At 61.7% G+C, this 22,755-nt stretch carries 19 protein-coding genes and 1 pseudogene; 14 read left to right on the top strand and 6 right to left on the bottom strand.

The features are described 5' to 3' along the window. Window positions 1-117: 117 nt before the first annotated feature. Genes AB4O12_RS14210 through AB4O12_RS14200 form a run of 3 tightly spaced genes read right to left on the bottom strand, consistent with a single transcriptional unit; the run spans window position 118 to window position 5,028 of the window. A complete protein-coding gene (locus AB4O12_RS14210; protein WP_252886658.1) occupies window positions 118-2,022 on the bottom strand; it encodes an ATP-binding protein in 1,905 nt (634 codons plus the stop codon). Beyond that, the gene (locus AB4O12_RS14205; protein WP_252884693.1) at window positions 2,019-2,951 is read right to left on the bottom strand and encodes an ABC transporter substrate-binding protein; all 933 of its coding nucleotides are present in this window, start codon (window positions 2,949-2,951) and stop codon (window positions 2,019-2,021) included. The genes AB4O12_RS14210 and AB4O12_RS14205 overlap by 4 nt, the downstream gene beginning before the upstream one ends. Before the next feature lies 1 nt (window position 2,952). Then, window positions 2,953-5,028: a TonB-dependent receptor plug domain-containing protein gene (locus AB4O12_RS14200; protein ID WP_406227170.1), complete on the bottom strand. Its 2,076-nt coding sequence runs from the start codon at window positions 5,026-5,028 to the stop codon at window positions 2,953-2,955. 245 nt (window positions 5,029-5,273) lie between these two features. Here AB4O12_RS14200 and AB4O12_RS14195 point away from each other — a divergent pair, with 245 nt between their 5' ends. From AB4O12_RS14195 to AB4O12_RS14155, 9 genes are all read left to right on the top strand, one after another. After that, the gene (locus AB4O12_RS14195) at window positions 5,274-6,299 is read left to right on the top strand and encodes an NAD(P)H-dependent glycerol-3-phosphate dehydrogenase (protein ID WP_024013958.1); all 1,026 of its coding nucleotides are present in this window, start codon (window positions 5,274-5,276) and stop codon (window positions 6,297-6,299) included. Between the two features lie 30 nt (window positions 6,300-6,329). Continuing rightward, on the top strand, window positions 6,330-6,677 hold the full coding sequence (locus tag AB4O12_RS14190) for a DUF4389 domain-containing protein (RefSeq protein ID WP_041479590.1): 348 nt from the start codon (window positions 6,330-6,332) through the stop codon (window positions 6,675-6,677). Then, window positions 6,674-7,123: a phosphohistidine phosphatase SixA gene (gene sixA / locus AB4O12_RS14185; RefSeq protein WP_150637596.1), complete on the top strand. Its 450-nt coding sequence runs from the start codon at window positions 6,674-6,676 to the stop codon at window positions 7,121-7,123. Before AB4O12_RS14190 ends, sixA begins: the two co-directional genes overlap by 4 nt. A 204-nt stretch (window positions 7,124-7,327) precedes the next feature. Then, window positions 7,328-8,983 carry an AMP-binding protein gene (locus tag AB4O12_RS14180; protein ID WP_375122542.1) on the top strand — a complete coding sequence of 552 codons (1,656 nt, stop codon included), beginning with the start codon at window positions 7,328-7,330 and terminating at the stop codon, window positions 8,981-8,983. 31 nt (window positions 8,984-9,014) lie between these two features. Further along, window positions 9,015-9,458, top strand: coding sequence for a hotdog fold thioesterase (locus AB4O12_RS14175; RefSeq protein ID WP_016773655.1), 444 nt, complete (start codon window positions 9,015-9,017; stop codon window positions 9,456-9,458). Between the two features lie 152 nt (window positions 9,459-9,610). Next, a complete protein-coding gene (locus AB4O12_RS14170; RefSeq protein WP_056788154.1) occupies window positions 9,611-10,417 on the top strand; it encodes an alpha/beta fold hydrolase in 807 nt (268 codons plus the stop codon). Next, window positions 10,414-11,268, top strand: a complete 855-nt coding sequence (locus tag AB4O12_RS14165; RefSeq protein WP_460058809.1) for an alpha/beta hydrolase — start codon at window positions 10,414-10,416, stop codon at window positions 11,266-11,268. Before AB4O12_RS14170 ends, AB4O12_RS14165 begins: the two co-directional genes overlap by 4 nt. A gap of 115 nt (window positions 11,269-11,383) precedes the next feature. After that, window positions 11,384-12,190: a DUF4892 domain-containing protein gene (locus AB4O12_RS14160; RefSeq protein ID WP_150637602.1), complete on the top strand. Its 807-nt coding sequence runs from the start codon at window positions 11,384-11,386 to the stop codon at window positions 12,188-12,190. Window positions 12,191-12,259: 69 nt separating this feature from the next. Beyond that, window positions 12,260-13,300, top strand: a complete 1,041-nt coding sequence (locus tag AB4O12_RS14155; protein ID WP_041479597.1) for an AI-2E family transporter — start codon at window positions 12,260-12,262, stop codon at window positions 13,298-13,300. A 618-nt stretch (window positions 13,301-13,918) separates the two neighbouring features. On the opposite strand, the gene AB4O12_RS14150 is transcribed toward AB4O12_RS14155, so the two are convergent. Together AB4O12_RS14150 and AB4O12_RS14145 are read right to left on the bottom strand one after the other, a co-directional pair. Further along, window positions 13,919-15,001 carry an ATP-binding protein gene (locus AB4O12_RS14150; RefSeq protein WP_460058806.1) on the bottom strand — a complete coding sequence of 361 codons (1,083 nt, stop codon included), beginning with the start codon at window positions 14,999-15,001 and terminating at the stop codon, window positions 13,919-13,921. Beyond that, window positions 15,001-15,750 carry a response regulator gene (locus AB4O12_RS14145; RefSeq protein WP_095181601.1) on the bottom strand — a complete coding sequence of 250 codons (750 nt, stop codon included), beginning with the start codon at window positions 15,748-15,750 and terminating at the stop codon, window positions 15,001-15,003. Before AB4O12_RS14145 ends, AB4O12_RS14150 begins: the two co-directional genes overlap by 1 nt. Before the next feature lie 262 nt (window positions 15,751-16,012). Here AB4O12_RS14145 and pyrF point away from each other — a divergent pair, with 262 nt between their 5' ends. Next, entirely contained in the window at window positions 16,013-16,711 is a 699-nt protein-coding gene (gene pyrF / locus AB4O12_RS14140; RefSeq protein WP_122746841.1) for an orotidine-5'-phosphate decarboxylase, read from the top strand. A gap of 126 nt (window positions 16,712-16,837) precedes the next feature. Here the strand turns inward: pyrF and AB4O12_RS14135 are convergent, their stop codons facing one another. Beyond that, on the bottom strand, window positions 16,838-17,842 hold the full coding sequence (locus tag AB4O12_RS14135) for an NADP-dependent oxidoreductase (RefSeq protein WP_457262326.1): 1,005 nt from the start codon (window positions 17,840-17,842) through the stop codon (window positions 16,838-16,840). Between the two features lie 235 nt (window positions 17,843-18,077). On the opposite strand from AB4O12_RS14135, the gene AB4O12_RS14130 reads away from it, so the two are divergent. The 4 genes and pseudogenes from AB4O12_RS14130 to AB4O12_RS14115 all read left to right on the top strand — a co-directional run bounded on the left by AB4O12_RS14130 (window position 18,078) and on the right by AB4O12_RS14115 (window position 22,507). Beyond that, window positions 18,078-18,839, top strand: coding sequence for an SDR family oxidoreductase (locus AB4O12_RS14130; protein WP_252868104.1), 762 nt, complete (start codon window positions 18,078-18,080; stop codon window positions 18,837-18,839). A 191-nt stretch (window positions 18,840-19,030) separates the two neighbouring features. Continuing rightward, window positions 19,031-20,431: an aminotransferase-like domain-containing protein gene (locus tag AB4O12_RS14125; RefSeq protein ID WP_076563828.1), complete on the top strand. Its 1,401-nt coding sequence runs from the start codon at window positions 19,031-19,033 to the stop codon at window positions 20,429-20,431. A gap of 108 nt (window positions 20,432-20,539) precedes the next feature. Next, window positions 20,540-21,598, top strand: a pseudogene (locus AB4O12_RS14120) (HAMP domain-containing protein); the annotation flags it as partial. A 15-nt stretch (window positions 21,599-21,613) separates the two neighbouring features. Then, the gene (locus tag AB4O12_RS14115) at window positions 21,614-22,507 is read left to right on the top strand and encodes a methyl-accepting chemotaxis protein (protein ID WP_460062453.1); all 894 of its coding nucleotides are present in this window, start codon (window positions 21,614-21,616) and stop codon (window positions 22,505-22,507) included. The last annotated feature ends 248 nt before the right edge of the window (window positions 22,508-22,755 follow it).

The raw sequence follows: 22,755 nt of genomic DNA, 5'->3' as shown, positions 1-22,755 counted from the left end.
GAATGTACACTTGTGCACTGAAATTTTTAATCAAGCCCCTTTTGGGGCTCGTTCGGGTGCCTAAGACTGCCGCACTTTCGCTTTTCACGCCAGTCGCAGATGGTCGAAAGGCCCACACTACGACACCCAGCGCTGCAAAATCTGCTGCAGGTCATTGCGTTTGAACGGCTTGGCCAGGTAATCGTTCATCCCCGCTGCCAGACAGGTTTCGCGATCGCCCTGCAAGGCGTTGGCGGTCAGCGCGATGATCGGCACATCGCGGCGTCCGGGCAGGTCGCGGATCTGCCGTGTGGCCTCGTAGCCGTCGATGATCGGCAGCCGGCAGTCCATCAAAATCACTTCGAACTCGCTGCCCTCGGCACTGCGCACCGCCTGCGCGCCATCGGTCGCCACACTGACGGCAAAACCCAGACTGCGCAGCATCGCTTCGATCACGGTCTGGTTGACCGGGTTGTCTTCGACCAGCAACACATGGCGTCCTTCACCCTGACCACTACCGTTCGGCGCTCGCGGCGCGGCCAGCGCTGGCATTGCCTGCTTATATAGCGCCAATGGAATTTCCAGAGTGAATACCGAACCGCGTCCTTCCTCACTCTGCGCGCGCAACGTACCGCCCATGCGTTCGGCCAGAGTCCGTGCGATCGGCAGACCAAGACCGGTGCCACCGTAACGACGGGAGATCGAACTGTCGGCCTGCTGGAAGGCATTGAACATTAGCTCCAGACTTTCCGAAGAAATGCCGATGCCGCTGTCACGCACCGAGCAGGTGAACCACAGCAGTTCATGGTCCAGCGACTGCCATTGCGCCTCGATGCTGACCCGGCCCTGCTCGGTGAACTTCAAGGCATTGCCAACCAGGTTGACCAGAATCTGCCGGATCCGCGTCGGATCGCCCTGCACCTGCAAGCCGCGCATGTCGTCGGGAATGCGCAGATTCAGTGCCAGGCCTCGCTGCACCGCGCTGTGCTGGAACGATTGCGCGCAGGCGCCGATCAGCTCGGCGAGATTGAACGGGATGTGCTCCAGCTCCAGCTCCGAACGCTCGATTCGCGAGAAGTCGAGAATGTCATTGATGACCTTGAGCAAGTGCTCGGTCGACTCCGAAGCAAGCGCGGCGTATTCGACCTGCTCCTCGGTCATCTCGGTGGTTTCAAGCAACTGCAACATGCCCAGCACGCCGTTCATGGGCGTGCGCAGTTCATGGCTCATCATCGCCAGAAAGTCGGATTTGGCGTTGTTGGCCTTCTCCGCTTCTTCGCGGGTCTGGATCAGTTGCGCCATCGCTTGCTGCTGTTCGCGACTGGCCTGCTCCAGCGCCTGAGCAAGGTTGTTGATGTGCTGCGACAGTGCGCCCAGTTCGGTGTCGTCGACAATCGGCAGCGGGGTTTTGTAGTCGCCTTCCTGAATCGCCTTGACCGCATCGCCAATATCACGGATCGGCTGCGACAGACTGCCGGCCAGACGACGGGCGACGACGAAGGTGAAGAGCAGAGCGAACAGCGCGAGAACCCCGGCTTTGAACAGGATCTCCTGCTGGCGCTGACTGAAAGCGTCATTGGACAGCCCGACGATCACTCGCCCGAGATAATCCTCGCCGGCGGCGCTGTTGCTGACTTTGCCGTCCTGGAAGAAATCGTTGTGCAAGGCGATTCGTTGCAAACGCACTGGTGCCTGGAACACTTCGACCTGGTGCGGGCGGCTGTGGCTATCGGCCGGTTGTTCGACGTACACCAGGATCCGATTGGCGCTGTCCTGCACTTCGAGAAAGCGCACGTTGGGCGTGGCGAGTGTCGCCTTGAGCAGGCTTTCCAGCACTTCGTTGTTGCCGGAGATCACCCCGTATTCCGTGGCAGGCGCCAGTTGGTTGGCAATCAACTGGCCAGTGTGGTTCAGCTCCTGACGCAAATCCTGAATGCGCACGAAGGTAAAGAAACTGATCAACAGCAACGTCAGCAGCAGCGCCGGGCCGAGGCTGATCAGCTGCGTGCGGGTGTTGATGTCCCAACGGCGGCGGAAATTCATGGGCGGCGCTCTCCTTCGGCCAAGGCACTGGCGACAGATGCTTCATTCAACGGTTCGATGCCTAAGGAACGAGCCACCTGCGCATTACTTGAGACTTTGAAACGAGCGGGGTAAAGCGTTCGCGGCCATGCGCTGGTGGGCTGATCGAGCAAATGATCGAGAATCGCCAGCCAGTCGCTCTGGTCGCTGTAGGTACTGGCGAGGCTGCCAGCGCGAACGAATGCAATGTTGGGGCCGATCAGCGCAACCTGCCGCGAGTAGCTGCTGAGCAAAAGGTTTTTCGCCGTTTGCGAGTTGTACAGATCGGGGTCATCGAGGCCGAGCAAGACGTCGCTGCTTTTCAACACCGCTTGCAGCGGACGGCTGTCGTGAATGTTGTCCCAGCGCTGACTGACAATCTCCAGGTTCAATGGCCGCGCAGCCGCGCGCAATTCGTCAATGAGGAATTCGCCGTGCTCATCGAACAGCACGCCGACCCGCCGGGCCTGCGGCAAGATCCGCCGGATCAGTTGCAATTGCCGGCTCAGCGGTGGGTCGCTCCAGAGCAGACTCAGGCGCGCCGGTTGGGCATCGGCGAAACGCTGGCGCGCCTGCAAGCGGCTGATGCGCAACACCAGTGTCGATGGGCCTTGTGAGTCTTGCAGACGCCAGTCGAGGCTGGGCAGGTCGAGCAGAATCAAGCGCAGACTGGCCGGCAGTTTGCCCGGTGCCGGCAAACTGGCCAGCGGCTGGAACCGCACATTGTCGGTCGGGCGCAGTTCACTCAGTGCTTGTACGAAAGCCTGCACGCCGGGGCTTTCCTCGGCGCCGGTCAACAAAATATCCGCCGCTTGCACCGCGACCCCGTGCAGCCACGCGGTCAAGAACAGGCAGAGCCCCGCCAGCCAGTGGCCAAGGGTTGGCGTCTTCCGTGACGGGCCGTTGCGCATCCTAGAACTCCAGCTCGGCACTGAAATACATTACCCGGCGTTCATCGTAATTATTGTCGACGAAGGTATTCGGCTGATGATCGAGGCGCTGTTGCAGCACGCCGGCCAATTGCAGCTGAGCTTTGCCAATGGCGATGCGTTTGGCGATGCGCGTGTCGACGCGTTCGAAGCGATAGCCGTTGAGCGCGTTGTCACCGTAATAGAAGAGGGCGCTGTTCCAGCCATGCCCCCAGTTGCGCAGCCAACCGGCGGAACCGCTGTTGCGCGAGGTCAACTGCTGATCCAGCGGATTGCTCGCCTCGGCGTCGACGAAGGCGTAGGTCAAACGCAAACGGTCGGCGCTATTGAGGCGCCAGTCGAGTTGCGTTTCGGTGCCGCGAAAGCGCGAGCTGTTGGCATTGCTGGCGATGTACTGATTGTTGCGCAGCGGCTCACTGATCATCCCAGTGATTTCGTCGTAGAACAGCTTCACGTCGACGGCCAGTCCGAGCTCGGCGAAGTAGCCGTTGTAGCCCAATTCCCGCGAGCGCATGTGTTCCTGATCGAGATCGCCGGGGCCGCGGGTCTTGACGAAATAACGCGCCGACGACTGGCCATAGGCCGAGGGTCGCAGGTTGCTGACCTGATAGCTCCAGTTGACGTTGTTTTCGAACATGTCCGGCGAACGGATCGCCTCCGAGTACACCGCGCGCAGGCCGTGACGCGGGTTGATCAGGTAGTTGACCGCGAAGCGCGGGGTCAGCGAACTGCCGATCAGTTGCGTGTCTTCGAACATCGCACCGCCCTGCACCAGCCAGTGCTCGGTAGCGCGCCATTCCAGTTGGCCGAAGGCGCGCCAGGTGGTGTCGTCGAGGGTGCCGTTGAAGTAGGTTTCGGAGTCGGCGCGGTCGTAGCGGTAATTCAGGCCGCTGACCAGACGCAGGCTGTCTGCCAGGCTGAGGGTGTCCTGCAGTTCGAGGTCGTAACGCGACTCGCGGGCGCTCTGGTCGATATCGCCGCACAAGGTCTGGCTGGCGCCGTTGCGCCATTGCTCAAGCACTTGATTGGCCAGCGCCATTTCCTGCGGCGTGCCGGGCGCAGCGCCGGGGCCGGTGAACTGAGTGATGTTGCGCGCCAGCCGTTCGGTGTAATTCGGGTTGAGCTGCCACAGCTGCGTCAGTTCAGGGCTGAACGACACTTCGGCATCGCAGGCGCGCCAGACCTGCTGGCGATCCCAGTGCTGCGCCGAACCTTGCACATAGAGGCTGTGTTCGGGATTGATGTCGAGGTTCCAGCGCACCGAACCGGCGTAATCCTTGGCCACCACGTCGGAATTGTTCCCGGCGTCGGTAATCCCAGAGAACACCGGGCGGTAGGTATAAGGCCGCTGATTGCTGCCGTCTTTGGCGTTGAGCTGCCAGTCGAGGCTTTGATCTTCATTGAGATCATGGCTGACCGCCAAGCTCAGACGGTTCAAGCGCCGACTGTCGCGATAATCGGCGCCGTTGCGGTCGCTGTCGAAACCGTCGTCTTCCTGGCCGGACAGCGACAGGCGCAGATCGCCGCCATCCCAACCAGTGCCCTGGCTGGCATAAAAGTCGTTGATGCCACGCTGGCCACGGGTGATTTTCAAGCGCGTGCCGTGGCTGTCGGCCGGGTGGCGAGTGATGATGTTGATCACCGCCATCAACGCGTTGGCGCCATAGCTGACAGTGTTCGGACCGCGAAACACCTCGATCCGCTCGATATCTTCCATCGCGACCGGAATATCGCTCCAGTCCACCGTCGCCAGCCCGGCGCGATACACCGAACGGCCATCGATCAACACCTGCATGCGCCGTGCTTCGCTGGCGTTGGTGCCGTGGTAATTCACCGCCGGCTGATTGCCGTTGATGCTGCCAACCATCATCCCCGGTACCAGTCGCAGCAATTCGCTGATGTCGCGGGCGCCGCTGGCACTGATCAATTCGCTGTCGAGAACGGTCATGCTCCCCGGTACTTCGGCCGGGGTCTGCTTCAGCCGCGTGGCCGTAAGCACCGGCGGCAGCGTCTGGCTGTCGACGAACAGATCGTCCGCCAGCACCAGCGGGCTGAACATCAGCGCGAGTAACAGGGGCGAGCGCGGGGAAGGAGGGCCAGAAAACACGACACAGCCTGCAGAGAGAAGAATTGGCGCGCATGTTAACCGAGGGCTGCGACTTTTCCAGTGACGTTGCAGGCATTTTCCTAGGTTTTATTGGTCTTCTTCCTACAAATGTCGGTAATTGTTGCTGGGGCTGGCCGCCACCGGGTCGCCCCGTATAATGCCCGGCATCGCCACTGGTATGGATTAACGGATTGCATATGACTGAACAGCGCCCGATTGCGGTCCTGGGAGGCGGAAGTTTTGGTACCGCCGTGGCCAATCTGCTGGCCGAGAACGGCCATCAAGTCCTTCAGTGGATGCGTGACCCCGAGCAGGCCGAGGCCATCCGGGTCAACCGCGAAAACCCGCGTTACCTCAAAGGCATCAAGATTCTCCCGGGGGTGACCGCTGTCACCGACCTGCAGGCCACTCTCGATGCCTGCGATCTGTGCTTTGTCGCGCTGCCATCCAGCGCCTTGCGCACGGTACTCGCCGCCCACGCCGAGCGCTTGAGCGGCAAGATGCTGGTCAGCCTGACCAAAGGCATCGAAGCGCAGACCTTCAAGCTGATGAGCCAGATTCTCGAAGAGATCGCCCCGCAGGCGCGGATCGGCGTGTTGTCCGGGCCGAACCTGGCGCGGGAAATCGCCGAGCACGCGCTGACCGCCACGGTGGTCGCCAGCGAAGACGAAGAACTGTGCAAAGCGGTGCAAGCCGCCCTGCACGGGCGCACCTTCCGCGTTTACGCCAGCGCCGACCGTTTCGGTGTCGAGCTGGGCGGTGCGTTGAAAAACGTTTACGCGATCATCGCCGGCATGGCGGTGGCGCTGGAGATGGGCGAGAACACCAAGAGCATGCTGATCACTCGCGCCTTGGCGGAGATGACCCGCTTCGCCGTGAATCAGGGCGCCAACCCGATGACCTTCCTTGGTCTGGCCGGGGTTGGCGATCTGATCGTCACCTGTTCATCGCCCAAGAGCCGCAACTACCAGGTCGGCTTCGCCCTCGGTCAGGGCTTGAGCCTTGACGAAGCGGTGTCGCGTCTCGGCGAGGTCGCCGAAGGGGTCAACACCCTCAAGGTGCTCAAGGCCAAGTCCCAGGAAGTCGGCGTGTACATGCCGCTGGTCGCCGGGCTGCACGCGATCCTGTTCGAAGGACGCACGCTGGAGCAGGTGATCGGTCTACTGATGCGTGCCGAGCCGAAAACCGACGTCGACTTTATTTCCACCAGCGGTTTCAACTGATTCAGCTGTTACACGGACAGGAAGCAAGCCATGAGCGATCCGAAAAGCGAAACCCAGTACGAATCCATCCTCCTGCGGGTGTTGTGGATGATCGTTTATCTGCTGGTCTGGCAAGTCGCGCAATTCATCCTCGGCGCGGTGGTATTGGTGCAACTGATCTACCGCCTGATCTACGGCGCACCGAGCGCCAGCCTGATGAATTTCGGCGACAGCCTCAGCCAGTTCCTCGCGCAGATTGGCCGCTTCGGCACGTTTCACAGTGACCAGAAGCCCTGGCCGTTCGCCGACTGGCCGGCGCCGCGCACCCCGGAAGGTGAAGCGCCGCACACCGTCGCCCCGGCCGCGCATCCGGTGCGCGATGAGGAGCCCAAACTATGAAACTGTGGGTATTGCGTCATGGTGAGGCGGTGCCTCACTCGAAGATCGATTCCGAGCGCGAGTTGACCGAGCATGGTCGTAAAGAAGTCCTGAGCAGCGCCGCGCATCTCATGGGCCAGCCGCTGACGGCGATTTACGCCAGCCCTTATCTGCGCGCGCAGCAAACCGCGCAGATCGTGCGCGACGCATTGGGTTTCGAGCCGGAGATTCGCACGGTCGAGTGGCTGACGCCGGATAGCGATCCGGACAAGGTCGCCGAGCAATTGGTGTCCGTCAGTAATGTTTTGCTGGTCAGCCACAACCCGTTGGTGGGCAACCTGCTCAGCTATCTGCAGCACGGCGCCGGACATCCGCCGGAGCGGGTGAGTACGGCGGGGCTGGCGGAGCTTGAGCACAGCGAGCTGCTGATTGGCTCGATGAAGCTCAATAGCCTCAAGCACCCTTAACGCCATATCCCTGTGGGAGCGAGCCTGCTCGCGAAGGCGGCGTGTCATTCACCCTTTTTTGGGGCTGACATACTGCATTCGCGAGCAGGCTCGCTCCCACATTGATTTCTGCCAACCCATGAAATTATTTGTTTGAAAATTCCAACCAAGCACTTGCTTGGTTGACTACGCTTGCTCCAGACCAAAAAAACAGGAGCGAGTCGCATGTCTGCCGCCTTCCGTTTGCCGCTGGACGTGTTCTACGAACGGGAAGCCCGGCACCCGCGCCAGCGCTTTCTTGTGCAGCCCATCGGCGGCGGTCAGGTCGAGACGCTGACGTGGGCCGATGTCGGCCATCAGGCCCGCTGCGCCGCGCACTGGTTGCGGGCGCGGGAGTTGCCGCCCGGCAGCCATATCGCCCTGATCTCGAAAAATTGCGCGCACTGGATCATCGCCGACCTGGCGATCTGGATGGCCGGGCATGTGTCGGTGCCGCTGTACCCCAATCTCACCGCTGAATCCGTTGCGCAGGTGCTGACTCACTCGGAAAGTGCGCTGGCGTTCATCGGTAAGCTCGATGACTGGGCAGGCATGGCGCAAGGCGTGCCGACGGGTTTACCGACCATCAGCCTGCCACTGCATCCGCCGGGCGAGTTCGATTACAGCTGGGCGGATCTGCAGAGCTGTTCGCCAATCCAGGACGATCCACGTCCCGCCGCCGAGCAATTGGCGACGATCATTTACACCTCCGGCACCACCGGCCTGCCCAAAGGCGTGATGCACAGTTTCGCCAATCTCGGTTTCGCCACCAGTCGTGGCACGCAGCTGTTCGGGCTCAACGAGAACGATCGGCTGCTGTCATATCTGCCGCTGTGCCACGTTGCCGAGCGCATGTTTGTCGAATTGGCCTCGATCTATACCGGCCAGACCGTTTTCTTCGCCGAAAGCCTCGAGACTTTCATCACCGATCTGCAGCGCGCGCGGCCGACGGCAATGTTCGGCGTGCCGCGTATCTGGACCAAATTCCAGATGGGTGTGTACAGCAAGATCCCGGCGCAGCGTCTGGATTTCCTTCTCGGGCTGCCCTTCATTGGCAAGCGGGTCGGCCACAAAGTGCTGGCCGGGCTCGGCCTGGATGCCTTGCGCGTGGCGTTGTCCGGTGCCGCGCCGGTACCGCAGACCTTGCTCGCCTGGTATCAGAAACTCGGCCTCGATGTGCTGGAGGTGTACGGCATGACCGAGGGCTGCGGCTATTCGCATATCTGTCTGCCGGGGCGATACAAACAGGGCTGGATCGGCCAGCCGTGCCCGGAAGTCGAGGTGCGCATCGATGAGTCCGGCGAGGTGCAGGTGCGCAGCCAGGCCAACATGCTCGGCTATTTCAAGGAACCGCAGAAAACCGCCGAGACGCTGACCGCAGACGGCTTTCTGCGTACCGGCGACAAGGGCGAGCAGGACAGCGAAGGGCGCCTGCGCCTGACCGGGCGACTCAAGGAAATCTTCAAGACCAGCAAGGGCAAATACGTCGCGCCGGCGCCGATCGAAAACCGTCTGGCCGTGCATTCACGCATCGAACAAGTATGCGTGGTGGGCGATGGCCTGAGTGCACCGCTGGGGTTGTGCGTGCTGTCGGCGGTCAATCAGCAAGAGCCTCGTGCCAGCCTGCACGCGAGCCTGGAAAAATTGCTGGAGGAGGTCAACGCCGCCCTCGACAAGCACGAACGCCTGCACCGACTGGTAGTGGTCAAGGACAGTTGGGCGGTGGACAACGGCTTCCTCACGCCGACCCTGAAAATCAAACGCAACGTCATCGAAGACCGCTACGGCGAGCGTTTCGAAGAATGGAGCGCGCGCAGCGAGGCAGTGCTGTGGCAGGATTGAGCGTCGATTACAACAACAAAGGAAGTCTGCGATGAGCTTGTGGCGTACTACTCCCGACATTGAACAGTTGAACGCAATCCAGAAGAACACCATTGGCGAAGTGCTGGATATTCGCTTCGAAGCCTTCGACGAACAGTCGCTGACCGCGAGCATGGTCATCGACCATCGCACCCACCAGCCTTACGGTCTGCTGCATGGCGGCGCATCGGTGGTGCTGGCGGAAACCGTCGGCTCGATGGCCAGTTATCTGTGCATCGATGCCAGCAAATTCTATTGCGTCGGCCTGGAGATCAACGCCAACCACTTGCGCGGCTTGCGTAGCGGAAGGGTGACGGCGGTGGCCACGCCAATTCATATCGGCCGCACCACGCATGTCTGGGACATCCGTTTGACCAGCGACGAAGGCAAGGCCAGTTGCGTGTCGCGCCTGACCATGGCGGTGGTGCCGCTGGGGGAACAGCCGCCGCTGCGTTGACAGGTTGTAGATCAAAAGATCGCAGCCTTCGGTGTTGTGGTCTTTTGCTTGCGAAGCGTCTCCACCACCATTTCTGGCAGTTATGGTCATTGCTGCGGCGCCGGGTCTTGCGGACAATCAACGCCACGATTCCCGCTCATGGATTTGCCCGCATGTCGCAACCGATCTTTTTCGCCCACGCCAACGGTTTCCCCTCGGGGACCTATGGCAAGTTGTTCGCGGCGCTGGCGCCGGAGTATCGGGTCGCGCATCTGGAGCAGCATGCCCATGACCCGCGTTTTCCGGCGGACGACAACTGGTACAACCTGGTCGATGAACTGATCCATCACCTCGAGCAGCAGGAGCAGCCGGTGTGGGGCGTCGGCCATTCTTTTGGCGGTCTGCTGCATTTGCACGCGGCGTTGCGTTGTCCCGAGCTGTATCGCGGCGTGGTCATGCTCGACTCGCCAGTACTGACCCGCACTGATCAGTGGGTGATTCGCGCGGCCAAGCGCTTTGGTTTCATCGACCGGCTGACACCCGCCGGGCGCACCCTCGGGCGGCGTGAAGAATTCGCCGATCTCGACAGTGCACGCAGTTACTTTTCCGGCAAAACCCTGTTTCGCGGCTTCGATCCGGAATGCTTCGATGCCTACCTGCAACACGGTTTGCATCAGGTCGACGACAAGCTGCGTCTGCGTTTTGACCCGGCCACCGAAATCAGCATTTATCGCGGCGTGCCGCACACCAGTCCCGGGCGCACCCGCCAGTTGCAGGTGCCGCTGGCCATCGTGCGCGGGCACAAGAGCCGGGTGGTCATGCGCCATCACACACGTTTCGTCTCGCGCCTGCCCCAGGGCGAGGCGCTGAGCATGCCCGGCGGGCACATGTTTCCGCTGGAGCGCCCGCAGGACACGGCGCGATTGCTCAAGAGCCTGTTCATGCGTTGGGAACAGCGGCAGAACAAGGATTGCGCATGAGCCCGACCTGCGAAGAAGTGCGCCTGAACCTGCCGCATATCGAGTTGGCCGCTCATCTGTTCGGCCCCGAGGACGGCTTGCCGGTGATCGCGTTGCACGGCTGGCTCGACAACGCCAATAGCTTCGCCCGGCTGGCGCCCAAGCTTGATGGCTTGCGCATCGTCGCGCTGGACATGGCCGGCCACGGTCATTCCGCTCATCGACCAAGCGGCGCCGGTTATGCGCTGTGGGACTACGCCCATGATGTACTGCAAGTCGCCGAGCAGCTGGGCTGGAAGCGTTTCGGCCTGCTCGGGCATTCGATGGGCGCGATTGTCTCGATGGTGCTGGCCGGTTCGCTGCCCGAGCGCATCAGCCATCTCGCGCTGATCGACGGCGTGATTCCTCCGACAGACAAGGGCGAAAACGCTGCCGAACGCATGGGCATGGCCCTGCAGGCGCAACTTGATCTGCGGGAAAAGCGCAAACCGGTCTACACCACCCTCGCGCGTGCCATCGAGGCGCGGATGAAAGGCCTGGTGGCGGTCAGTCGCGAAGCCGCTGAACTGTTGGCCCAGCGCGGGTTGATGCCGGTGCCCGGCGGTTACACCTGGCGCACCGACAATCGCCTGACTCTGCCATCGCCGCTGCGCCTTACTGAAGAACAGGCGATGGCGTTTGCCTCGCGCGTCAGTTGCCCGGCGCGTCTGGTGGTCGCGGCGGATGGCATGCTGGCCAGGCATCCTGAGTTGCTGGAGCGTCTACCCTTCAGCCACGAACAGTTGCCGGGCGGGCATCATTTGCACCTGAATGACGAGGCTGGCGCAGGTCTTGTAGCAGACTGTTTCAATCGCTTCTTCGCCATGCCTTGACTTGCAGCGGGCAACTGTCGAGGCTGGGCGGGTTGAAATGGGAGACAAACTCGATGGATTTCTATACCGCTGCGACCCCGACCCGCCCAGCCATGACCGTCCGGTGAGGCTGACTATGCGGTCACTCAGTCTCTTCGCGCTGTGCTGCTTCAGCTCCTTGTCCTTCGCTGCCGATGTGCCGGGCAGCCAGGATCTGCAAATCGTGCCGCGTCTGGCCGATGCTCAGATCGTCGACTATCGCCCGGCGGCCGAGCTGGAGCGCATCTACCCGCTGGGCTCGATCCGCAAGATCAGCGGCCAGTTGCGGTTCGACGGTCAGGTCACCGCCCGCGGCCAGACTACCTCGGTGACCTACGAGTTGCCGCCTGAACATTCCGCCACCGAAGCCTTTACCGCCGCCCGCGAAGCCCTGCAACAGCAGGATGCCGAATTGCTGTTCTGGTGCCAGGCCCGCGATTGCGGCGAAAGCAGTCTGTGGGCCAACGAGGTGTTCGGCAACGCCAAGCTGTATGGCTCTGACGAGCAACAGGCTTATCTGTTGTTGAGGCTGGCGGCGCCAAAGGACAACACGCTGGTGGCGCTCTACAGCATCACTCGCGGCAATCGCAAAGCCTATCTGCATGTCGAGCAATTCGAGTCGGCTGCGCCGTTGGGCGAATTGCTGCCGACCTCGGCGACCCTGCTGCGTCAGTTGAAAAGCACTGGCGAGCTGGATTTTCCGAAACTGGTCGATGAACCGGATGCCACCTGGCTGCGCCTGATTTCCCGTGGTCTGAATCTCGACACGACCTTGCGGGTTACGGTTTCCGGGCCCAAGGCCGAAGCCTGGCGCCAGGCGCTGATCAATCAGGGCGTACGGGCGGCACGTCTGGAAGCCGGCAATCTCGAAGGCTCTGGCCTGCGCATCGACTTGTTGCGATAAGCTGTGCCGGGCGAGCACGCACACAGTGTTCGCCTACTCTTTCGCTGACTGACTTTGCCGGGACTTCCCATGCTCAATAACGATCGCCTGCTGGTGCAGATTCTGCTGCTGGTGTTGTTTGGTGCCAGCCTTTGGGTGATGGCGCCGTTCTGGTCGGCGCTGTTCTGGGGCGCGGTGCTGGCGTTTGCCAGTTGGCCGCTGATGCGTTTGCTCACGCGCTGGCTCAATGGCCGCGAATCGCTGGCCGCGTTGATCCTGACACTGGGCTGGATGTTGCTGGTGGCGGCGCCACTGGTGTGGCTGGGTTTCAACCTCGCCGATCATGTGCGCGATGCCACGGCATTCATCAAGGATGTGCAGGTCGACGGTTTGCCGGAAGCACCGACCTGGCTTGGCAGCGTGCCTTTGGTTGGTGAGCGGCTGGTGTCGATGTGGGATAGCATCGATCAACAGGGCGCGGCGTTGATGGTCTCGATCAAGCCGTATCTGGGGCAGGTCGGCAACTGGTTGCTGGCACGCAGCGCGCAGATCGGCGGGGGGATTCTCGAGCTGACGCTGAGTCTGGTGTTCGTGTTCTTTTTCTACCGTGACGGGCCGCGACTGGCGGCGTTTGTGCACAGTCTGCTGCAGCGCTTGATTGGTGATCGTGCTGGCTATTACATCGAACTTGTCGCCGGTACGGTGCAGCGGGTGGTCAACGGTGTGATCGGTACGGCGGCGGCGCAGGCGGTGCTGGCGTTGATCGGCTTTTTCATTGCCGGGGTTCCCGGGGCGCTGGTGCTGGGGATCGTCACGTTTCTGCTGAGTCTGATTCCGATGGGGCCACCGCTGGTGTGGGTGCCGGCCACGGCGTGGTTGGCGTGGAAGGGCGAGTACGGGATGGCGGTGTTTCTCGGGATCTGGGGGACGTTCATCATCAGTGGCGTGGACAACGTGCTCAAGCCGTATCTGATCAGCCGTGGCGGTAATCTGCCGTTGGTGATTGTGTTGCTCGGGGTTTTTGGCGGGTTGATTGCGTTTGGCTTTATCGGGTTGTTTATTGGGCCTACGTTGTTGGCTGTGGCTTATAGTCTTTTGACGGATTGGAGTAAGAGTCAGGCTCGGGTCTAGGGGGGGGCTTGGCGGCCTTTGGGCCGACCATGCTTGGGTTTGTTTGGTGTGAATATCCGAATGTTTCGCTGCGGCGGCTGGCGGTTCCGCCCTTACGGCGGGTCACCTTTTTCAAACGCCAAAAAGGTAACCCAAAAGGCTTGCTCCTGCGTTCGGCCCTCGCAGGCTCGGGTTCCTTCGCTGCGGGATCGATCTGGGCGCAGCGGCTCCGGTTTGCTTCGCTGCACCTACACTCGCTGTGTACGACTGCGTCGTACGGTCGCTGCGCTCCCACGCCCGGATCAATCCCTCCGCTCAGCCTTCCGACGTCGCCGGTGGATCAAGATCAAAAGCAGTACTCGAGCTTGCGCTCATTGTTGAGTGGGGCGGCTTCGCCGCGGGCAGCTGCGCTGGTTTGCTTTTGCTTTTGCTTTTGCTTTTGCTTTTGATTTTGTGGGAGCGAGCCTGCTCGCGAAGGCGGCCTGACAGCCGACCTGTTTTTTGAGGTTGTACCCAGTCCAAGTGTAGGAGTGAGCCTGCTCGCGATGACGTCCTCACTGCCAACCCATCGCCCTCTGAGATCACTCGATCCCCTGTGGGAGCTGGCTTGCCAGCGATAGCGCCCTCACAGCCAACCCATTATCCCGGATGAACACCACTCCAATGTGGGAGCGAGCACCGCGGCAACCGAACAATTGCGGTCAACCCGCCGCCCGGTGTGTCTTCCAGCGTCAATTGCCCACCCAACCGCTGCGCGGCTTCGCGGGCGATGGTCATGCCCAGCCCTACGCCGCCGGAGTTGCGATTACGCGATCCCTCCAGTCGATAGAACGGCTCAAAAACCGCTTCCCGCTGTTCTTCAGCAATACCCGGTCCGTGATCAATCACCCGAATCAGCAGTTCTTCGCGCTGTTCCAGCAGTTCAATCCGTGCCTGTCCGGCGTAGCGCAGGGCGTTGTCCAGCAGGTTGTTGATGCACGAACGCAGCGCCATCGGTTGCACTGGCAAAGGCGTGCAGTGGCCGCTGACCTGTACATCGGCGCCTTGGTCCTGGGCGTTCTCGCACAGCGATTCGACCAGCGCCTGCACGTCCAGCAACTGCAAGGCTTCGCTGGTGCGTTGTTCGTGCAGATAGGTGAGGGTGGCGTCGAGCATGCCGATCATATCGTCGAGATCCTGGCGCATCTGGCTTTGCAGTTTGTCGTCGCTGATGTTTTCCAGACGCAGTTTCAGGCGTGACAGTGGCGTGCGCAGGTCGTGGGAGACGGCGCCGAGCATGCGCGCGCGTTGCTGGACCTGTTCGCGGATGCGCCGTTGCATGAGGTTGAAGGTGTGCGCCGCTTGCCGGGCTTCGCGCGGGCCGGATTCGTCGAGGGGGGCGCTGTCGAGGTCTTCGCTCAGGCGCTCGGCGGCGTCGCTCAGGCGCTGGATCGGCCGGGTGAGCAGTTTGGCGCCGTACCAGGCGGCGATCATCAGCGTGATGAATTGAAAGGTCAGCGGCACCACCGGGCCACCGAACCAGGGCCGCGCTTGCCTCGGTGGATAAGCGGCGTCGCGCATGGGCGGTTGGCCGTCGATGTTCGCTGAGAACTCGGGCGGTGGTGGGGGCGGAGGAGGGCCGTAGAGCCTGAACCAGGCGAAGGCCAGCAGGTGCGCCAGGACAATCGCCGCGAACAGCACCCCGAACAGGCGACCGAACAGGGTGTCGAAGCGCGCCTTCATCAGCCGATGTCCCGCGCGTCGAACAGGTAACCCTCGCCGCGCACGGTCTTGATCAGTTGCGGGGCTTTCGGGTCGTCGCCGAGTTTTTGCCGCAGGCGCGAGACCAGCAGGTCGATGCTGCGGTCGAAGGCTTCGATCGAGCGACCGCGAGCGGCGTCAAGCAGTTGTTCGCGGCTGAGCACGCGGCGCGGGCGTTCGATGAAGACCCAGAGCAGGCGGAATTCGGCGTTGGACAAGGGCACTACCAGGCCGTTGTCGGCGACCACTTGGCGCAGGACGCTGTTGAGGCGCCAGTTGTCGAAGCGAATGTTGGCGCGCTGGTCAGTGCGGTCGTCGCGCACGCGGCGCAGGATGGTCTGGATGCGGGCGACCAGTTCGCGTGGTTCGAACGGTTTGGCCATGTAATCGTCGGCGCCCAGTTCCAGGCCGATGATGCGGTCGGTGGGTTCGCAGCGGGCGGTGAGCATCAGGATCGGGATGTCCGATTCGGCGCGCAGCCAGCGACACAGCGACAGGCCGTCTTCGCCGGGCAGCATCAGGTCGAGGACGATGACGTCGAAATGTTCGCCCTGCAGCGCCTGGCGCATCGCCGCGCCGTCGGTGACGCCGCTGGCGTGAATGTTGAAACGGGCGAGGTAATCGATCATCAGCTCGCGGATCGGCACGTCATCGTCGACGATCAGCGCGCGGATGCTCCAGCGCTTGTCGTCTTTGCTTTCATCCGTCACGGTTGTCGGGGCGTTGGGCATGGGGCTGTTCACTACCAGGGGTGGTTTCAGCATAGGCGTCCGGCCGGGGGGCGGGAAGTGCTGTTGTAAGGACGTGTTGCGCCGGGCGAGGCTAACCCGAATGCTTGTTGCGGGCGTGTCGGTTGTGTATCGGAGTCGACACAATAGCCGCGCCGGCTAAGCTGATAACCGCCAGCGCGACGATTTACCGATCATCGGGTGCCGCGCCGCCGCCGGTTCCGCTACAATGCGCGCCGTTTTCGACCAGCCTGAGAGCCCATCCATGTCCGCCTGCCAGACTCCTATCATCGTCGCCCTGGATTTCCCCACCCGTGACGCCGCACTGAAGCTGGCCGACCAGTTGGACCCGAAACTGTGCCGGGTCAAAGTGGGCAAGGAACTGTTCACCAGTTGCGCGGCGGAAATCGTCGGCACCCTGCGTGACAAGGGTTTTGAAGTGTTTCTGGATCTCAAATTCCACGACATCCCCAACACCACTGCGATGGCTGTGAAAGCCGCTGCCGAGATGGGTGTGTGGATGGTCAACGTGCACTGCTCGGGCGGTCTGCGCATGATGGCCGCCTGCCGTGAAGAGCTGGACAAGCGCAGTGGTCCGCAACCGTTGCTGATTGGTGTGACCGTGCTGACCAGCATGGAGCGCGAGGATCTGGCCGGTATCGGTCTGGATATCGAGCCGCAGGAACAAGTGCTGCGTCTGGCGGCACTGGCCGAGAAGGCCGGGATGGACGGTCTGGTGTGTTCGGCGCTGGAAGCGTCGGCGCTGAAAACCGCGCACCCGTCGCTGCAACTGGTGACCCCGGGGATTCGTCCGGCGGGCAGCGCGCAGGATGATCAACGGCGCATTCTGACCCCGCGTCAGGCGCTGGATGCCGGTTCCGATTATCTGGTGATCGGCCGTCCGATCAGCCAGGCGACAGATCCGGCGCAGGCGTTGGCCGCAGTCGTAGCCGAAATTGCCTAAAGCTTATTGAAGATCCAACTGTGGGAGCGAGCCTGCTCGCGAAGAGGGAGTGTCAGTCGGCATCATTACTGACTGATCCACCGCTTTCGCGAGCAGGCTCGCTCCCACATTGGTTTCAGGCTGGCCTTAAACCTTCAGAACCAACTTGCCAAAGTTCTCGCCGTTGAACAGTTTCATCAGCGTCTCGGGGAACGTCTCCAGCCCATCAACCACATCTTCCTTGCTCTTGAGCTGCCCGTTGGCCATCCAGCCGGCCATCTCCTGCGCGGCGCTGGCGAACTGCGCGGCGTAGTCCATCACCACAAAACCTTCCATGCGCGCGCGATTGACCAGCAGTGACAGGTAATTGGCCGGACCTTTGACCGCTTCTTTATTGTTGTACTGGCTGATGGCGCCGCAGATCACCACTCGCGCCTTCATGTTCAAGCGGCTCAGCACCGCGTCGAGAATGTCGCCGCCGACGTTATCGAAATACACGTCCACGCCCTTCGGGCATTCGCGCTTCAGACCGGCCACGACGTCTTCGGCCTTGTAATCAATGGCGCCGTCGAAGCCCAATTCGTCGATGAGGAATTTGCACTTGTCGGCCCCGCCGGCAATGCCAACGACGCGGCAGCCTTTGATTTTGGCGATCTGCCCGGCCACGCTGCCCACCGCACCTGCGGCGCCGGACAGCACCACGGTGTCACCGGCTTTCGGTGCGCCTACGTCGAGCAAGGCGAAGTAGGCGGTCATGCCGGTCATGCCCAGTGCAGACAAATAGCGTGGCAATGGCGAGAGTTTCGGGTCGACCTTATAGAAGCCGCGCGGCTCGCCGAGGAAATAATCCTGCACACCCAGAGCGCCGTTGACGTAATCGCCGACGGCAAAGCCGGGATTGTTCGAGGCGATGACTTTTCCCACGCCCAGTGCGCGCATGACCTCACCGAGACCGACCGGCGGGATGTAGGACTTGCCTTCGTTCATCCAGCCGCGCATGGCCGGGTCGAGGGACAGGTATTCGTTTTTCACCAGGATCTGTCCTGCCTGTGGCTCGCCGACCGGTACTTCCTGATAAGTGAAAGTCTCGCGGGTCGCGGCGCCCACCGGGCGTTTGGCGAGCAGGAACTGGCGATTGGTCTGGTTGGTCATGACAGGCACTCGAATGGAATGAAGCCTTGTTGATAGCTCTTCAACGCCGATGTCGCAAGGTTGGCTGATACGGCGAATGCGAGTCGATCCAGTGCAGTGATGGTTACGGGGCGGGTTTTATCACTGCGGCGCATGGGCCTTTAAACAGCGATTGCATAGTGCTGACGCGCTTTCGCTGCCCTTGGCTATGCTGCGACGCCAACATCTTCCAGTTTTTGCGTTCGAGGACATACCCATGAGCATGACGTTTTCCGGTCAGGTGGTTGTAATCACGGGGGCCGCCCACGGCATCGGCCGCGCGACAGCCCTGGCGTTTGCCGCCGAGGGCCTGAAAGTGGTGGTGGCTGACCTGGACGCGGCCGGCGGCGAAGGCACGGTGGCGCTGATTCGTACAGCCGGTGGCGAAGCGTCCTTCGTGCGCTGCGACGTGACGGTGGAAAGCGATGTGAAAAATCTGATGGATGAGGTGATCAATACCTACGGTCGTCTCGACTATGCCTTCAACAACGCCGGCATCGAAATCGAGAAAGGCAAACTCGCCGACGGTTCGCTGGACGAATTCGACGCGATCATGGGTGTCAACGTCAAAGGCGTCTGGCTGTGCATGAAGTATCAGTTGCCGCTGCTGTTGGCGCAGGGCGGTGGCGCGATCGTCAACACGGCGTCGGTGGCCGGGCTGGGTGCGGCACCGAAGATGAGCATCTACGCGGCGTCGAAACATGCGGTGATCGGCCTGACCAAGTCGGCGGCGATCGAATACGCGAAGAAGAAAATCCGCGTCAACGCAGTGTGCCCGGCAGTGATCGATACGGACATGTTCCGCCGTGCCTATGAAGCCGACCCGAAGAAGGCCGAGTTCGCCAACGCCATGCACCCGGTCGGGCGCATTGGCAAGGTCGAGGAAATCGCCAGCGCGGTGCTGTATCTGTGCAGCGATGGCGCAGCGTTCACCACTGGGCACTCATTGGCGGTGGACGGCGGCGTGACAGCGTTCTGAAAGTTGCCGAAATACAAAGAACCCGCCTGCGTGCGGGTTTTTTTGTACCTCGTGGTCGGTCCCTGTGAATACCGTTAAACAATGTGTATCAAACCGTTAGAACTGCCGCATTTGGCGGTGTTGTCGCACAGCCTCGGCGGTGCGGCTGTGATTTACTGCTGCCAGCAAAACTGACAGGAGTTTGCGAGCTCATGGAACTGAGAATTGACCGACAGGCAATGGTGCCGGTCGTGCAGCAGATCGTCGACGGAATGACTGACTGGATTGTGCAAAGCGGCATCCCGCCGGCCACCCGGTTACCCTCCGTACGGCAAATCGCCCGGGGGAATCTGCTCAGCCAGTCGTGCGTTGTCGAAGCCTGCGAGCGCCTGGTCTCGCAAGGCGTATTGACCACGCGCCAGGGCGCGGGATTCATCGTCGCGGCCTCGCCGGCATTGCGCGAAGCGGACTCGGAATGGGCAGCGTGCGAGGGCCGCCCCGCATGGCGTGATGAGGTGGACGCCGCAACGAGTCGCTTGATTTTGGGGCAAGGAGGCTTGCCGCCGAGTTGGCGTGAGCCCGACGACCTCAGCTACGCGCTGCGCGAGGTGGCACGCACCGACATGGCCAGCCTGTTCAACTACAGCTCGCCACTGGGCCTGCCAGCGTTGCGCGAGCAAATTGCCAAGCGTCTGAAACTGCTGAATATCGACGCCTGCAATACCCGGCTGATGAGCACCAGCGGTGCCAGTCATGCGCTTGACCTGATCGTGCGCACCCTGTTCAAGGCTGGCGATTGCGTGGTGGTGGAAACGCCCGGTTATGCACCGTTGTTTGACCTGTTGCGTCTGCACGGCGTACAGATGCTCGAAGTTCGTCGTACGCCGAGCGGGCCGGACATCGACATGCTCGAGTCGGTGCTGCGTCAGTTTCGTCCCGGCGCCCTGTTCATCGGCAGTCATCACCACAATCCCACCGGCAGTTGCCTGACGCCTGCGGTGGCCCAGCGTATCGTGCAGTTGAGCAAGACCTACGACCTGCGCGTGATCGAAGATGACGTCTACGCTGATCTGCACACCGGCAACGGTACGCGGTTGGCGGCGCTGGACCATGGCGGCCGGGTCATTTATGTCGGCAGCTTCTCCAAGACACTGAGCAGCTCGTTGCGGGTCGGTTTTGTCCTGGCGGACAGCGAACTGCTGAAGCGCCTGGCGGAGGTCAAGATGATCAGCGGCCTGGGCTGTTCGAGGCTGGCCGAGGCGGTATTGGCCAGACTGATGGCGACCGGCGCCTATCGCAAACTGGTGCAGCGCCAGCGTCAGCGCTTGAATGCCGATCGCGCGGCGGCCTTGCAGGCACTGGAAGACGCCGAGTGGGAAGTGTTCGGCAAGCCGGTTGGCGGGCTGTTTATCTGGGCGCGGGCACGCTTGCGCGACCAGGCGTCGGTGCGCAGGCAGGCCCAGCACTGCGGGCTGGAGTTGTCAGCAGCGGACGCTTTCAGTCCCAGCGGTGAGTGCGGTGACTGGCAGCGCATCAATGTGGCCTGTGCCTGCGACCCACGGGCGCGGCAGTTTTTTCGCAATACCTGCGCGGATCGACCTCCAGCATTCTGAAAACGACGCGGGCGTAGCTTTTTGCCATTATTCCGACGCCAGAGTCTTGTGCTGGTTCGAGCCCGTTGCGAATCTTCGGCAACAGACTTTGGCAGGGGACTACGCGCAATGATTTCGGCCGTGCAAGGACGTTTTGCCAACCTCGGTATGGCGAAAAAACTGGGTATCGGATTTGTGCTCGTCTTGTTGCTGACTGCGTTGGTGGCGGCGATCGGCGTCTGGTCGCTGCAAACCATCAGTCTGCGTTTCGACGGCTTGAAGCAGATGTCCGCGCTCAACAGCGGCCTGCTCAAGGTGCGCCTGCTCGAGCAGGAATACGCCCTGCGCGGCAATCCGAAAACCGCCGATGCCTTGCGCGAAGGCGTCGATGGGCTGGTTGTTCTAGCCGGCGAGCTCAAGGCACATTCCCCGGCCAATGTGCCGGTGATGAGCGATGTCGAGCAAGCGCTGGGCGCGTATCGCAAGGCCTTCGATGAATTCGTCTCGCTGAGCCAGGCCAAGGACCTCGCGCTGGAGATGGCCAGTTGGTCGGTGTCCAGCGTGGCCAATAACCTCGACGTGTTGCAGAGCGGGCTGGCCGATGATGGCGCCTATACGTTGAAAGACACCGAGGGCAAGGACGGCGCCCAGTTCATCGAACAGGCGAATCAGGTCAGTCAGGTCTCGCGACTGATGCTGCAAGCGATGAACGAGGCGCGCGTGCGGCTGGATCAAAGCCGCAAGGGCGATACCGACAATGCCGGCCAGGGCAACATCGAGCAGGCCGCGCAAGCGCAGGAGCAGGCCGAGGCGCTGAAAACCACGGTCAAGGACGAGGGCTATCTGACTGTGCTCAACGAAGTGTCGGGGCATATCGCCGGATTCAACGAGAAACTGGCTGAATACACCGGTTTGCTGGCGCAAGAAAAAACGGTTTATGACCAACTGCATCAGCGCGCGGCGCAGGTGGTGGACCGGGTCAATCAGGCCTACGTCGCCGAAGATGCTTCGATGCAGGCGGAGCTGAAAAAGAACACTGTGTTGATCATTGGCTCTTCGGCGCTGGCCTTGTTGGTCGGATTGCTCGCCGCGTGGGTGATCACGCGCCTGATCGTGGCGCCGCTGCGCAGTGTGATTCGCGTGGCGCAGCAGATTGCTGCGGGTGATCTGACGGCGAAGGTCGAGGTGACGCGCCGCGATGAAATGGGGCAATTGATGTTGGCCATGCAGCAGATGGCTGCCGGTCTCGGCACGATTGTCAGCGGCTTGCAGGCCGGCATCGAGCGCTTGGCCGGTTCCGCGCAATCGCTGTCGGCAGTGACCGAGCAGACCAATCTGGAGGTCAACAGCCAGAAGGAGGAAACCGAGCAGGTCGCCACCGCCATGAACCAGATGACCGCCACCGTGCATGACGTCGCGCGCAATGCTGAAGAGGCAGCTCTCGCGGCGCAGACGGCGGATGACAAGGTCGAGAGCGGCCAGCAGGTGGTGCGTCAAAGCATGGCGCGGATCGAGCAGTTGGCGGATTCGGCGACCTCGGCCAGTTCCAGCATCGAAAGCCTCAGCGCCGAAATTCAGAACATAGGCACGGTGCTGGAGGTGATCAAGAGCGTGGCCGAGCAGACCAATCTGTTGGCGCTGAACGCGGCGATCGAAGCGGCGCGGGCCGGCGAGCAGGGCAGGGGGTTTGCGGTGGTGGCCGATGAGGTTCGTGCGCTGGCACGGCGCACGCAGCAGTCGACCGAGGAGATCGAGCGCTTGGTCAGTGCCTTGCGCGCGGCGGCGCAGTCTTCGGTGCAGCAGATTCGCAGCAGTGGCGAGCTGGTGAAGCTGGCGGTCAGTGATGCGTTGCAGACCGAGAGTGCGCTGGGGAGTATTGCCGCGGCGGTGTCGTTGATTCAGCAGATGAATCAGCAGATCGCGGCGGCGGCGGAGGAGCAGAGTTCGGTGGCGGAGGAGATCAACCGCAGTGTTACGCAGATTCGTGCGAGTGCGGATCACTCTTCCGTGGCGATGAGCGGGAATGCGGCTTCGAGTGTTGAGCTGGCGCAGTTGGGCGGCGAGTTGCGCTCGATGGTTGGGCATTTTCGGCTTTGAGCCTTGGCGGCCCTTGGGCCGACCAGGCTCTCGGCTTCGCCGCGTGGGGATGGCCCGGGTTTGCTTTTGCTGTTCTGTGGGAGCTGGCTTGCCAGCGAAGGCGGCCTGACAGCCGACCGATTTTTACCTGAGAACACTACTTCCCAATGTGGGAGCGAGCCTGCTCGCGAAAGCGATCTTCAATTCACACCCTCTTTCAATTCGCCCACAAAAAAGCCACCAATAAAGGTGGCTTTTTTATCAGTATT

Source organism: Pseudomonas sp. S2_A05, assembly GCF_054668485.1.
Note: the sequence above shows the minus strand (reverse complement) of the source record. Positions and strands in the feature narration are given on the sequence as shown.